This is a genomic window from Streptomyces achromogenes subsp. achromogenes (assembly GCF_000720835.1).
Classification (GTDB): Bacteria; Actinomycetota; Actinomycetes; order Streptomycetales; family Streptomycetaceae; genus Streptomyces; species Streptomyces achromogenes.
In genome coordinates, this window is the sequence record NZ_JODT01000034.1 from 171,991 (window position 1) to 185,677 (window position 13,687).

11 protein-coding genes and 2 pseudogenes are annotated in these 13,687 nt (G+C 72.9%); 10 read left to right on the top strand and 3 right to left on the bottom strand.

Annotated elements, in window-relative coordinates; genetic code table 11:
• Window positions 1-10 precede the first annotated feature (10 nt).
• The 3 genes and pseudogenes from IH25_RS0129805 to IH25_RS0129815 form a co-directional block, all read right to left on the bottom strand.
• Window positions 11-934: a VC0807 family protein gene (locus IH25_RS0129805; protein WP_342447386.1), complete on the bottom strand. Its 924-nt coding sequence runs from the start codon at window positions 932-934 to the stop codon at window positions 11-13.
• A gap of 224 nt (window positions 935-1,158) precedes the next feature.
• Window positions 1,159-2,517 (bottom strand): alpha/beta hydrolase family protein, encoded by a 1,359-nt coding sequence (locus tag IH25_RS0129810; protein WP_245172916.1) that lies wholly within the window; start codon window positions 2,515-2,517, stop codon window positions 1,159-1,161.
• Between the two features lie 486 nt (window positions 2,518-3,003).
• Window positions 3,004-4,137: pseudogene (locus tag IH25_RS0129815) on the bottom strand (YihY/virulence factor BrkB family protein); the annotation flags it as partial.
• A 218-nt stretch (window positions 4,138-4,355) separates the two neighbouring features.
• Between IH25_RS0129815 and IH25_RS0129820 the strand changes: the two are divergent.
• The 10 genes and pseudogenes from IH25_RS0129820 to IH25_RS40895 form a co-directional block, all read left to right on the top strand.
• Complete coding sequence (locus IH25_RS0129820; protein WP_030617495.1) at window positions 4,356-5,993, top strand: acyl-CoA dehydrogenase family protein; 1,638 nt, start codon at window positions 4,356-4,358, stop codon at window positions 5,991-5,993.
• 617 nt (window positions 5,994-6,610) lie between these two features.
• A complete protein-coding gene (locus IH25_RS0129825; RefSeq protein WP_209445390.1) occupies window positions 6,611-7,906 on the top strand; it encodes a GAF domain-containing protein in 1,296 nt (431 codons plus the stop codon).
• A gap of 169 nt (window positions 7,907-8,075) precedes the next feature.
• The gene (locus IH25_RS0129830) at window positions 8,076-9,407 is read left to right on the top strand and encodes a hypothetical protein (RefSeq protein ID WP_030617504.1); all 1,332 of its coding nucleotides are present in this window, start codon (window positions 8,076-8,078) and stop codon (window positions 9,405-9,407) included.
• A gap of 79 nt (window positions 9,408-9,486) precedes the next feature.
• On the top strand, window positions 9,487-10,059 hold the full coding sequence (locus tag IH25_RS0129835; protein ID WP_030617507.1) for a GNAT family N-acetyltransferase: 573 nt from the start codon (window positions 9,487-9,489) through the stop codon (window positions 10,057-10,059).
• A 127-nt stretch (window positions 10,060-10,186) separates the two neighbouring features.
• On the top strand, window positions 10,187-10,270 hold the full coding sequence (locus tag IH25_RS43135) for a putative leader peptide (protein WP_350969053.1): 84 nt from the start codon (window positions 10,187-10,189) through the stop codon (window positions 10,268-10,270).
• 126 nt (window positions 10,271-10,396) lie between these two features.
• Window positions 10,397-12,097: a nitrite/sulfite reductase gene (locus IH25_RS0129840; protein WP_030617509.1), complete on the top strand. Its 1,701-nt coding sequence runs from the start codon at window positions 10,397-10,399 to the stop codon at window positions 12,095-12,097.
• The gene (locus tag IH25_RS0129845) at window positions 12,094-12,276 is read left to right on the top strand and encodes a hypothetical protein (RefSeq protein ID WP_030617514.1); all 183 of its coding nucleotides are present in this window, start codon (window positions 12,094-12,096) and stop codon (window positions 12,274-12,276) included. The genes IH25_RS0129840 and IH25_RS0129845 overlap by 4 nt, the downstream gene beginning before the upstream one ends.
• On the top strand, window positions 12,273-12,983 hold the full coding sequence (locus IH25_RS0129850) for a phosphoadenylyl-sulfate reductase (protein ID WP_030617517.1): 711 nt from the start codon (window positions 12,273-12,275) through the stop codon (window positions 12,981-12,983). The genes IH25_RS0129845 and IH25_RS0129850 overlap by 4 nt, the downstream gene beginning before the upstream one ends.
• 26 nt (window positions 12,984-13,009) lie before the next feature.
• The gene (cysC, locus tag IH25_RS0129855; protein ID WP_030617521.1) at window positions 13,010-13,546 is read left to right on the top strand and encodes an adenylyl-sulfate kinase; all 537 of its coding nucleotides are present in this window, start codon (window positions 13,010-13,012) and stop codon (window positions 13,544-13,546) included.
• Window positions 13,543-13,687, top strand: a pseudogene (locus IH25_RS40895) (sulfate adenylyltransferase subunit CysD); the annotation flags it as partial. The gene cysC and the pseudogene IH25_RS40895, both read left to right, overlap by 4 nt.

Below are 13,687 nucleotides of genomic sequence, written 5' to 3' on the forward strand. Positions count from 1 at the left end.
GGCGGCCAGCCTACGGGTCGCACGACACCCGCGGTGCCCGCGGTGCCGTCGCCGGTGCGGGTGCGGGTGCGCCGAACAGCGGGAGCGCGTGGCGTCCGCGGAAGCGGCGGGCGTAGCCGGCGGTTATCCCGGCCGCCAGGGCCAGCAGGGCCAGGGAGACGGCGCGGTCCAGCAGCGGCACCGTGTCGGGTGGCAGTGTGGCGGCGGCGAGGGCGCCTACACCACCGTCGAGGCACTGTTCGGCTCCCCAGAGCAGGGTGAGGGCACGCTGCCCGCGGCGGAAGGGGGTGCTGTCCTGCCAGAGCCTGGCCCGGGCGCGGACCGCCTCGCCCTGGTGCAGCCGCTGGCCCAGCTGGAAGGCCAGGGGGTTGCGGGTGAAAGCGGTGCCGAGTGCCCAGGCGCCGACCGCGAGGGACAGCGCCGCGTTCTTGAACAGCAGGACGCGGGGGCCGCCGCCGATCAGGGACACCAGCGCGGCGCCGACCAGCAGCACCGTGAGGAACAGGTCCACGCCGTCGATACGGCGGTGCCGCACGGCTCCGGCGAGCAGACGCAGGGCCGGCGGTGCGCCGCTCAGCAGCAGGGCCGGGACCTGATCCGCGCCGAGCGCGCGGGCCGCGTAGTAGACGAGCAGCGGTAGGAGGATGTCCACCGCGAGGGAGAACAGAGGGCCGCGGAGGGTGCCAGAGGACCTTGGTGGTGTGGAGCCAGGGGGCCGCAGGGGTCTCGGTGGCTTCTGTGGCATCGGCGGCCCATGCGGCCCGGACCGCTTCGGTGGCGTGGGTGGCCCAGGTGGCCCGTATTGGTTCGATGGCTTGGATTGCTGCGGTGGCTTGGCCGTTTCGATCGGTCCAGTGGCGCTGATCGTCCCCGCAGTCCCGGTCGGCCTCCCCCTCGTACCGCGCTGTTCCTCGCGTCCCGTCCGCTGCGCCATGTCCGCTGCCTCCTTGCCCGGCGCCAGAGCCGTACCGGACGATGCTGCGACGGTGACGGCGCCTGGCTGTCCTGCTGCGGCCGGACGGCTCCGGCCTGTGCGATCACGCTAGGCGCGGGGCGGGGGCCGGCGGATCGGAGCACGGGTGGAGCAACGGGTGGAGATGCGGTGGAGTCACGGGTGGAGATCCAAGCCGCCGGCCCCCGGGACGTTCCCGCGGGGTCTCAGTCGATGAACCGCACGTCCGGGTGGAGCGGGGAAGGGCTGTCCAGCAGCGGCTGGTGGCGGCCGCGCAGATGCTGATCGAAGAAGGCGGTGAGGTAGGCCCGTCGGCTCGCGGTGAACCGTGCCGGGTCGACGGTGCCGGTCATCTGGGCCGGCAGCCCTTGCGGCAGCGTCAGCCGCTCGGCGAGGCCGGGGAGGATCGTCTGGTAGTCGGTGAACGAGTTGTGCTCGGCCGTCTCCGTCCACAGGTCGCGTTTCCAGCCGGTGGAGTTCCGCCACATCGCCTGCCAGGACGGGGAGTGCTCATGGGTGTGCGGCAGCCTGCCGGACGGGGCCGTGAACCACGCCCCCATCTGCAGGAACGGCCGGTCCAGCCCGGTGCGGGCGACCGGGAGCAGCAGGTCGGGGTCGGCCCAGTCGTAGCCGAGGGGGCCGTCGAGATTGGCGCCGGCACGGATACGGCGGTCCACGCGCATCGCCTCGGCGGTCGTCATCCCGCCGAGCGAATGCCCGAACATGCCGGTGCGCCTGAGGTCGAGGGCCGGCCCGAGACCGCGCGGCAGCGGCCGCTTCCCGGCGTCGGGGTGGCCGCCGCGTGCGAGCACGGCGAGCTGGTCGAGGACGAACGGAATGTCGGCGACCCTGACCTCCAGTGCCGCCCTGGACCGGTCGGCGCCCGCCTCTATGGTGCCGAGCCCGGGCGCGGGCTCGATGACGCGGCCGTCGGGGAACTCGACCGCGTGTGCCTCGTGGACGGGGTCGATGGTGATCACCGCATAGCCGTGGCTCGCCAACTCCTCCACGGCGGTGGTGTCCAGGGTGCGCTCGTTGTACATGCCCGGCGAGTACAGCACCACGGGCAGCCGCCCGGCCCGGGACGCCACGGCCACTCCCGCACGCGCGTGGACGGCGAACCCGGCCCAGTCGACGGCCCCCTGCTCGACCTGGAGGATCCTTGCCGCGCCTGCCCCGAAGACCGCGGCCGCGCCCGCACGCATGTAGGACGCCCGGGGCCCGTCTTCCGCCGTGGCGCGGTCGGCCGGGTACCAGACGCTCACCATGAGCTCCCGGAACTCCGACGCCGCCTCGCCCGCCCACCAGGGGCCACGACGCGTCCGGTCCACCAGATGCAGTTCGGTGACACCGATCGGATGCGGCCCGGTGGGGCGGGGGAGTTCGAGTCGTACGGGCTCGGCGGAGGCGGTCGGCGCGGCTGACGCGCGAGCGGCCGGGCCCAGAGCCGGGGCGGCACCCAGTACAGCCAAGGCGCCCGCGCGGGCCAGCAGCCGCCGCCGGGTCACGGACACGGCCGAGGAATCGGACTGGCCGGAGGAGTCGAAAGCGTCCCTGAATCGCATGACGCGATCCTGGTCGCACCTCGCGCCCGGATACATGGGGCTAGCCGGATAGTGTCCGGCGCCCGTCCGGCCTAGGCCGTTCCTTCAGGTCATCTGATCGTTGGCTGCCCTGGTCACCGCTCACCACTCAGGACGCGCCGCGCTCCTGCCGTCCCCGGCGCCGTCCGCGGTGCCGCTGCCGTTGATGTGGCCGTTGGCATTGCCGTTCCAGTACCTCTCGCCACCGGCACCACCGCCGCCCCCGACCCAGTACCCTCCAGCCCCGCCGAAGCCTCCGTTCCCGAAGCCACCGTTCCCGGTGCCCCCGTTCCCGGTGTCCCCGTCGCCGCCCCCGAAGCCGCTGCCGCCGCCGAAGCCACCCGCGCCCCCACCAGCTCCGCCGGCACCCCCACCGCTTCCGGTGCCTCCACCGCCCGGGCCGCCCTCGGGGCCTCCACCGCTCCCGTTCTCCCCGCTTCCCTTGCCGTTCCCGTTCCCGTTCCCGCTGCCATTCCTCCGGTGCGCATGATGGGGATTGCGCGCATGGCTGCGCAGGCGTGCCGTCACGTCTTCCGGCGGCAGGAAACGGGACCAGCGCTCGGGGAACTCGGAGGGCATGTCGGGGTCGTCGGGGTCGGCCTCGCGGGCCGCCGCCGCGGCGCGGGCCACGTACTCGGCGACCTGTGCCTCCCGCATCCGCTCGTTGGCCTCGCGCGCGGCGGCCGTGGCCGCGGCCGGCCAGACGCGGTCGATCGCCGCGTTCACCGCCGCGCCGACGAGCACGGCGAAGGCGCCCACCCCGATCCACAGCAGGACCGCGACCGCGGCGGCGAGGGAGCCGTAGATCGTGGCGCCCTCGATGGTGTACATGAGGTAGATGCGCAGCAGGAAGCTGCCCAGGACCCACATCGCGAGGGCGACCAGCGCGCCGGGCACGTCCTCGATCCACGGGGAGCGGACCGGCACCGAGACGTGGTACAGCGTCGTCAGGAAGGCGATGGACAGGACGATCACGACCGGCCAGTACAGAACCTGGACGACCGTCCCCGACCAGGGCACGATCCGGACCACCGCGTCCGGCCCGGCCACCATCAGCGGCAGCGCCACCGAGCCGATCAGCAGCGCCACGATGAACAGCAGGAACGACATGATCCGGGTCTTCACGATGCCCCGGACGCCGTCGAGCCCGTACATGACGGTGATGGTGTCGATGAAGACGTTCACCGCGCGCGAGCCCGACCACAGGGCGAACAGGAAGCCTATGGAGATGACATCGGGCCGGCCGCCCTTCATCACGTCGTGCAGGATCGGCTCGGCGATCTCCTTGACACCCTTGTCGGACAGCACCGTGCGCGACGCGTCGAGGAGGTTGGTCTCCAGGCTGTGGATGGTGTCCGCGCCGGTCCAGTCGTCGACGTAGCCGAGCAGCCCGATCAGGCTCAGCAGCAGCGGCGGCACGGACAGCAGCGTGAAGAACGCCGCCTCCGCCGCCAGCCCGAGGATGCGGTACTCCATACAGGAGTTGACGGTGTCCTTGAGCAACAGCCAGGCGGTCCTGCGCTTGGAGACGTTCCGGTAGAGAGCTCTGGCCCGGTGGAAGCGGCCGGCCGGGCGCTCGGGGGTTTCACTTGCTGGCTGCACGAGCCAAAGGTATCCGCAGCACGGGACCACCCTCACCTTCCGGGGCCCGCGACCGGTTCCAGGGAGTGGCGCGGGGCGATTCCGGCCCGCCGCGCGGCTCCACTGTGTCACTCTGGAAGCAGTCACCGTCACTCCGGAAAGCCGTCATCGACAGTCCGGAATGCCGTTACCGTCACTCCGGAAGCCATCACCGCGGCCTTCCCGGGTAGGTTCCCCTCATGGCAGGCACCTCCACTCATACCGTGACCAACCAGCCGCCGCCGCTGGTCGGCTACGACGTCTTCACCGCCGACCGCGCCCTCGTCGAGGCCGTCGACCGGTACACCGGCGCGGACGTCCTCGACGACGTGCGCGCGGAGCTGTCCGCGCTGGGCCGGGCCGTGGGTTCGGCGCAGGTCCAGGAGTGGGCGGTGCGGGCGAACGAGCATCCGCCCCGGCTGCGCGGCCACGACCGGTACGGCCACCGGATCGACGAGGTGGAGTTCGACCCGGCCTGGCACCGGCTGCTCGGCAAGGGGGTCTCGGCCGGGCTGGCCGGCGGCGCCTGGACGCGGCCCTCCGGGCAGGTGCGGCGGGCGGCCGGGTTCCTGGTGTGGACGCAGGCCGAGGCGGGCACCTGCTGTCCGCTGTCGATGACGCACGCGGCCGTGCCCGCGCTGCGCGCCGACGCGGAGCTGGCCGCCGAGTGGGAGCCCCGGCTGGCGTCCACGATCTACGACCCGCGGCTGGGGGTGGCCGGCGAGAAGCCCGGCGCGCTGTTCGGGATGGGGATGACGGAGAAGCAGGGCGGCAGCGACGTCCGCGCCAACACGACCGTGGCCCGGCCGCTCGCGGAGGCGGGCACGTATCTGCTGACCGGGCACAAGTGGTTCTGCTCGGCGCCGATGTCGGACGCGTTCCTGGTGCTGGCGCAGGCCCCGGGCGGGCTCACCTGCTTCCTGGTGCCGCGCGTCCTGCCGGACGGCTCGCGCAACGTCTTCCTGATCCAGCGGCTGAAGGACAAGCTGGGCAACCGCTCCAACGCCTCCGCCGAGGTCGAGTTCGACGGCACCTGGGCGCGCCGGGTCGGCGAGGAGGGGCGCGGGGTGCGGGTGATCATCGGGATGGTCGCCGCGACCCGGCTGGACTGCGCGCTCGGCTCGGCGGGCCTGATGCGGCAGGCGGTGGCCCAGGCGGTGCACCACTGCGCGTACCGGGAGGCGTTCGGCGGGAAGCTGATCGACAAGCCGCTGATGCGCAACGTGCTCGCCGACCTGGCGCTGGAGTCGGAGGCGGCGACGGCGCTCGCGCTGCGGCTCGCCGCGGCCTGCGACGACGGCGGGGAGCAGGAGCGGGCGTTTTTGCGGCTGGCGGTGCCGGCCGCCAAGTACTGGATCACCAAGCGGTGTGCGCCGGTGGCCGTGGAGGCGGCCGAGTGCCTGGGCGGCAACGGGTACGTCGAGGAGTCCGGCCTGCCCCGGCTGGTACGGGAGTCCCCGCTGAACTCCATCTGGGAGGGCGCGGGGAACGTGCAGGCGCTGGACGTGCTGCGGGCGCTGCGCCGGGAGCCGGGCGCGCTGGACGCCTGCCTCACCGAGATCGGCCGGGCGCACGGCGCGGACCACCGGCTGGACCGGGCGGTGAAGGACCTGTTCACCGAACTCGCGGACCTGGAGGGGGTCGAGGGGCGGGCCCGGCGGCTGGTGGAGCGGCTCGCGCTGGTGCTCCAGGGATCGCTTCTGGTGCGGCACGCGCCGCCGGAGGTCGCGGACGCCTTCTGCGCCTCCCGCCTGGGCGGCGACCACGGCGCGTCCTTCGGCACCCTGCCGGCGGGCCTGGACCTGAAACCGGTGGTCGAGCGGGCCCGGCCGGCCTGACCCCCGGGCACCGCCACGCCCCGCTGTCACCGGACACCGCGACACCCGCGCTGCCGCCGGGAACCGTCACACCCCGGCTGCCACCGGAAACCGTCACGTTCCGGCTGCCGCCGGGGCACCGTCACGACCGACTGCCTCGGGACACCGCGACATCCACGCTGCCACCGGGAACCGTCACACCCCGGCTGCCATCGGGAACCGTCACGCCCCCACCCACCGGACACAGCCACGCCCGCTGCCACCGGAAACCGCCCGTCCGCTGCCACCGGAACCGTCACATTCCGGCCGCGGTCGGGCGCCGTCGCGCCCCCGGCCCTGCCCGGTCGAGCCGCCGTCGGCAAGGGGTGGTGCTGCGCCGACACGGCACCACCCCCACCGCACGGGCTCGACGAGCCCCGCGGACGCGCAGCGCGTCGTGGTCAAGTCTCGGCCGTCGCCCGGTGGTTCACCAGGGTTGCAGGGGGTTGCAACCCAGGGGGGCACATGCGCGGAGTCTGTGCCTCCGCCATGGGCGGAGCGGCACTATGTGAGGACAGTCGGACCGGAAACCGCTGCCCGGACGGCTTGACAAGAGTGTTCGATGCCTTTCCGGGAGGACCGCAGTGGGGAACCCGCCGATGAATCTGGTGCGCCTGGCCGCGCGGGACGCGGTGCAGGCGGCACGGGTGCTGAGCGAGGTGCGCGAGGCCGCGCTCGCCGGGCGACGTGCGCGGATCGCACCCCGGCCGGTGATCGAACAGTCCTGGGACCGGGTGCTGCGCAGCGGCGTCGACCCCGAACGCGACGTCCGGTCACGGCTGTTGCCCTCCGACGAGGTGCGGCGACGGCGGGAGGAGTCCGAGCTGCGGCAGGTCCTGCCGGTGCTCCGGGAGGGGCTGCTTTCGGTCGCGGACGTGGCGCAGCACATCATGGTCGTCGCGGACGCCGACGGCCGGGTGCTGTGGCGGGAGGGCGCCTCCCCGGTGCTGCGCAAGGCCGACGGCCTGGGGTTCGAGGTCGGCGCGGACTGGCGCGAGGACGTCGTCGGCACCAACGGGGTGGGCACGCCCGCGGTGGTACGCCGGCCCGTCCAGGTGTTCGCCGCCGAGCACTTCGTACGGTCGCACACGTCCTGGACCTGTACGGGCGCGCCGATCACCGATCCGCGGGACGGCCGGCTGCTCGGTGTGGTGGATGTCAGCGGCCCGCTGGAGACGATGCATCCGGCCACCCTCGCCTGGGTGGACTCGGTGGCCAAGCTGGCCGAGGCCCGGCTGCGGGAGTTGCACCTGGCGTCGCTGGAGCGGCTGCGGGCGGTGGCGGCGCCGGTGCTGGCCCGGCTGGCGGGGCGGGCGGTGGTGGTGGACCGGGACGGCTGGGCGGCGGCGGTGACCGGGATGCCGTACGTGCGGCGGGTGCCGCTGCCCAAGTCGCTGGCGCCGGGCCACCGCCTGCTGCCCTCGCTGGGCGCGTGCGCGGTGGAGCCGCTGGCCGGGGGGTGGCTGCTGCGGGCGGAGGACCGGCCGGCCGCCCCGGGTGTGTGCCGGATCGTGCTGGACCTCGCCGGGCGGGACCGGCGTACGGTCACGGTCACCGGCTCGTCGGGGTCCTGGTCGCGGGAGTTGAGCCCGCGCCACGCGGAACTGCTGTTCCTGCTCGCCGAATACCGCGCCGGGCGCGGGGCGGCGGGGCTGGCCGAGGATCTGTTCGACGACCCCTCCCGGACGGTGACCGTACGGGCGGAGATGTCCAGGATCCGGCGGTATCTCGGGGAACTGCTACGGCATCGGCCGTATCGTTTCCGCGACGATGCGGAAGTCGAGGTCGTCCTGCCGGACAACCCGTGCGACCTGCTCCCGCAGTCGACGGCACCGGCGGTGGTGCGGAAACGGAATGCCGGTCACGAAGGCCATGGCGAGCGGCCCCCGGCGTAGTTCCCTCACAGTTTCCTCGAAGTCCCCCACACGGTCCCCGCCCGGTCACCTCCGGTACCGGCCCTGCCCGGCCCGTTCCTGCCGTAGCATCCCGTACGGGCCGCACCACCTGTTCCTCGCGTCAATGTCCGGATCAGCAGGCGCAGTTGGCCGGGCCCCTGGAGGAGAGATGAAGCATCGCGGCAGACACCGGCGGCGCAGGCGGGGCGCGGCCCTGCGTGCCGTCCTGACCGGGACCGCGCTGGCGCTCACCGCCGCCGCCACCCTGATCAGCACCTCCCAGGCCGGGGTCGCCGCGGACCCCGGTGCGCTCACCCCGCTGACCTCCCCGGCGGACACCGGGCGGCTGCGGCTCCAGGAGCGTCTGGTGCCCGAGCGCTCGCTGGACCGGCTCGCCGCGGCGATGGGCCGCCCGGTCGGCGTGGACACCGTGCTGCGCGACACCGACCGCCGGCTGCGCGAGGCGGACGGCTGCTCCGCCGACGACCGCGCGTCCCTGCCGGTCGCCCCGGCCGCCGCCCGCGCCTACTGCTGGGACCCCGCCGACACCGCGGGTGACTGGCGGCCGGCCTCGGTGACCACCTCCGCCGACGCCGACGACGACGGCGTGTGGGGCACCCACCGGGTGATCCTGGCCGGCTGGACGCACAGCGCCACGGCCGGCCGGCCCGGGGAACGCGGCCTCGCCCGGGTGGCCTTCGTGGACGCGGACGACCCCGCGCGCCTCGCCTACCGCTGGGTGCTGCCGGTGGTGCCGGTGGACGGCGGCCGGGACTACCGGGGCCTCGCCTCCGGCATCTCGGGCATGGTCTGGTACCAGGACAAGCTGCTGGTCACCACCACGTCCGGCGGGGCCGACGCGCTCTACGTCTACGACCTCGACCGCATCCAGCGCACCACGGTCGACGCACCCGCGATCGGCCGGGTGCCCGGGGGCTGGTCCGCCGGCGGCTACGACTACGTCCTGCCCGCGGTCGCCTCGTACCGTTTCACCGCCGGCCGCTGCTCCGCCTCCGGGCCGCCCTGTCCCGGCGCGCTCGCCCTGGACCGCGAGACGGCACCAGGCAGTCTGGTGGCGGCGGAGTGGACCGCGCCGGACGGCGACCGGCGCGCGCGGCTGTGGCGGTACGCGTTCGACTCCGACCCGGCCCGCCGGGGGCTGCTCGCCGCGGACGGCGCGGGGCGGGTGGACGCGGTGGAGGCGTACCGCACCCGGGCGGCCGGGATCCGGGGCGTGCTGTCGTACCGGAAGGCCGGAGCGGACCGGCCGTCCTGGTATGTGGGACGGCTGCCCGGTACGCAGGACGGGCACGGCGGGCTGTGGCGACAGGACACCGAGGGGTCCCGGGCGGCCCGCTGCGGCGCCGACGCCTCGGACCGCTGCTGGGCGCGGGACGCGGGCTCCTTGTCCTACTGGCGGCAGACCGGCGAGGTGTGGTCACTGTCCGACCGCATGCTGTTCGCACTGCCCCTGGCCGACCTGGACCGCTCCCTGGACTGATCCGGGGCACCCCCCGGCGCGCCCCACCCCCGCCCCCACGCGTCGACAGACCAGGCGGCGGGATGATTCCCTGGCCCGCATGAGCAGCGTCCCTGTCACCACATGGTCCCTGGAGCAGACCTCCCCGGCCGACCTCCTGCCCGCCGCCGCCCCCGACGGCGAGGTCCGGATCGTCCGCGCCGAGGTGCCCTCCCCCGAGTTCAGCCGGTTCCTGTACGCGTCGGTGGGCGGTGACATCCACTGGACCGACCGGCTGGGGTGGACGTACGCGCGCTGGCAGGAGTACCTGGAGCGGCCCGGCGTGGAGACGTGGGTGGCCTACGAGCGGGGCACCCCGGCCGGTTATGTGGAGCTGGAGCCGCAGGACGACGGCGTGGTGGAGATCGTCTACTTCGGGCTGCTCCCCGCCTTCCGCGGCCGGCGCATCGGCGGTCGTCTGCTGGCCTACGGCACGGCCCGCGCCTGGGACCTGGCCGAGCGGTGGCCCGGGCGGACGCCGACCAAGCGGGTGTGGCTGCACACGTGCAGCAAGGACGGCGAGCACGCGATGGACAACTACCTGCGGCGGGGCTTCAAGCTGTTCGACACCAAGGTGGAGCCGGAACCGGACGTGGCCACACCGGGGCCGTGGCCCGGCGCATACCCCGCCTGACCTGCCGGGACAAGCCTTCCGGCGGCACATGTGAGCGACACCACCTCTGTCTCACATGTCGGGACATCAATGTCCGGATGACGGACGAAGCTGGACTGTGTCCAGATCGCCGTGACACGCTTCCGTCATGTCCGGAACTGGAATTGCCTTGGTGAGTCGGCGGCACGTCGACCTCGGCCGCATGTCCAGCGCCATCTGTCCGGTGGGCTGACGCCTCCCAGCACCGCCGCACACCCCGACCCCCTTCTTGCCGCGCCAACGCCGCGCACGCCTGCCCGCGTGCGCGCGTCTGTGCAGGTCAGAGCTGATTCCCAACGGTCCCGAAGGACGTAGAACCATGGCCGCCACCCCACCGAACCCCGCCGCCTCCGCGCCCCGCCGCAAGGTGAGCCGTCACCGCGGCGAGGGCCAGTGGGCCGCCGGCCACTTCACGCCGCTCAACGGCAACGAGCAGTTCAAGAAGGACGACGACGGTCTCAATGTGCGGACACGCATTGAGACGATCTACTCCAAGCGCGGCTTCGACTCCATCGACCCGAACGACCTGCGCGGCCGGATGCGCTGGTGGGGGCTGTACACCCAGCGCAAGCCCGGGATCGACGGCGGCAAGACCGCGATCCTGGAGCCCGAGGAGCTGGACGACAGCTACTTCATGCTGCGCGTCCGCATCGACGGCGGGGCGCTGACCACACGGCAGTTGCGGGTCATCGGCGAGATCTCGCAGGAGTTCGCGCGCGGCACCGCGGACATCACCGACCGGCAGAACGTCCAGTACCACTGGATCCGGATCGAGGACGTGCCCGAGATCTGGGACCGGCTGGAGAGCGTGGGCCTGTCCACCGTGACCGCGTGCGGCGACACCCCGCGCGTGATGATCGGTTCCCCGGTGGCGGGCATCGCCGAGGACGAGATCATCGACGCGACGCCGGCGCTGGAGGAGATGAAGCGCCGCGTCCTGAACAACAAGGCGTACTCCAACCTCCCCCGCAAGTTCAAGACGGCCATCTCGGGCTCGCCGTTGCTGGACGTGGTGCACGAGATCAACGACGTCGCGTTCGTCGGCGTGCGCCACCCCGAGCACGGGCCGGGCTTCGACGTGTGGGTGGGCGGCGGTCTGTCCACCAACCCCAAGCTCGGTGTGCGGCTGGGCGCCTGGGTCCCGATCGACGAGGTGCCGGACGTCTACGAGGGCGTCATCTCGATCTTCCGCGACTACGGCTACCGGCGGCTGCGCAACCGCGCCCGGCTGAAGTTCCTCGTCGCCGACTGGGGCGCGGAGAAGTTCCGGCAGGTGCTGGAGGACGAGTACCTGGGCGGGCGCAAGCTCGTCGACGGGCCCGCGCCCGAGCAGCCCGTCCAGCAGTGGCGCGACCACATCGGTGTGCACCGGCAGAAGGACGGCCGGTTCTACGTCGGTTTCGCGCCACGCGTCGGCCGGGTCGACGGCGCCACGCTCACCAAGGTCGCCGACCTCGCCGAGGCGCACGGCTCGGGACGGGTCCGCACCACCGTCGAGCAGAAGATGATCATCCTCGACGTCGCACAGGACCGGGTCGACTCGCTGGTCGAGGGCCTGGAGGCGCTGGACCTCACCGCCCGGCCGTCCTCCTTCCGGCGCGGCACCATGGCCTGCACCGGCATCGAGTTCTGCAAGCTCGCCATCGTGGAGACCAAGCAGCGCGGCTCCCAGCTGATCGACGAACTGGAGCGCCGCCTGCCGGAGTTCGACGAGCCGATCACCATCAACCTCAACGGCTGCCCGAACGCCTGCGCCCGTATCCAGGTCGCGGACATCGGTCTCAAGGGGCAGCTGGTCCTCAACGACCGGGGCGAGCAGGTCGAGGGCTACCAGGTGCACCTGGGCGGCGCCCTCGGCCTGGAGGCCGGCTTCGGCCGCAAGGTGCGCGGCCTGAAGGTGACGTCCGAGGAACTGCCCGACTACATCGAGCGGGTGCTGAAGCGCTTCCAGGCCGAACGCGAGGACGGCGAACGGTTCGCGGCGTGGGCGGCGCGCGCTTCCGAGGAGGCGCTGTCGTGAGCGAGCGGGCCGCGCCCTTCTACTGCCCCTATTGCGGCGACGAGGACCTGCGCCCGAGCGGCGAGGGTCACGGCGCCTGGGAATGCGGGGCGTGCAACCGCGCATTCCAGCTGAAGTTCCTGGGGCTGCTGGCCCGGGGCGTTCAGCGAGCCGACCACGGAGGGGACGAGCGGATATGACGACCACTCAGGACGAGCGGACCGCCGAGGAGTTGAAGGCGCTCGCCGAACGGGCGGGCCGTGAGCTGGAGGACGCCTCCGCGCTGGAGATCCTCCAGTGGGCGGTGGACACCTTCGGCGACGGGTTCTGCGTCACCTCCTCCATGGAGGACGCCGTGGTGGCCCACCTCGCCTCGCGCGTGCGCAAGGGCGTGGACGTCGTCTTCCTGGACACCGGCTACCACTTCCCGGAGACCATCGGCACCCGGGACGCGGTGGAGGCCGTGATGGACGTCAACGTCATCACCCTCACCCCGCGCCGGACGGTCGCCGAACAGGACGCGGAGTACGGCCCGAAGCTGCACGACCGCGACCCCGACCTGTGCTGCAAGCTGCGCAAGGTCAAACCCCTCGAAGAGGGACTGGCCAATTACCGGGCGTGGGCGACCGGCCTGCGCCGCGACGAGTCCCCGACCCGGGCGAACACCCCCGTCGTCGGCTGGGACGAGAAGCGGCGGAAGGTCAAGATCTCGCCGATCGCCCGCTGGACCCAGGACGACGTGGACGCCTACATCGCCGAACACGGCGTGCTGGCCAACCCCTTGCTGATGGACGGCTACGCCTCCATCGGCTGCGCCCCGTGCACCCGCAGGGTCCTGGAGGGCGAGGACACGCGGGCCGGCCGCTGGGCGGGACGCGCCAAGACCGAGTGCGGGCTGCACGGATGACGAACGACCAGATCCAGGAGATGCACGTGACGACCGGAGCCACCGTCTGGCTCACGGGTCTGCCGAGCGCCGGCAAGACCACCATCGCGTACGAGCTGGCGGGCCGGCTGCGTGCCGAGGGCCACCGTGTGGAGGTGCTCGACGGCGACGAGATCCGCGAGTTCATCTCGGCCGGGCTCGGCTTTTCCCGGGAGGACCGGCACACCAACGTCCAGCGCATCGGCTTCGTCGCCGAACTGCTCGCCCGCAACGGCGTCAAGGCGCTGGTGCCGGTGATCGCGCCGTACGCGGACAGCCGGGAGGCGGTACGCAAGCGGCACGCGGAGAACGGGACGCCGTACCTGGAGATCCACGTGGCGACCCCGGTCGAGGTGTGCAGCGTGCGCGATGTGAAGGGGCTGTACGCCAAGCAGGCCGCGGGCGAGCTGTCCGGGCTCACCGGGGTCGACGACCCGTACGAGCAGCCCGAGACGCCTGATCTGCGGATCGAGTCGCAGCACCAGACGGTCCAGGAGTCCGCGGCGTCGGTGTACGCGCTGCTGAGCGAGAGGGGACTGGCATGACCACGGTCGCCAAGACGGAGGGCGGCACGGAGAGCCCGTACGCCCTGTCGCATCTGGACGCGCTGGAGTCCGAGGCGGTGCACATCTTCCGCGAGGTGGCGGGCGAGTTCGAGAACCCGGTGATCCTGTTCTCCGGCGGCA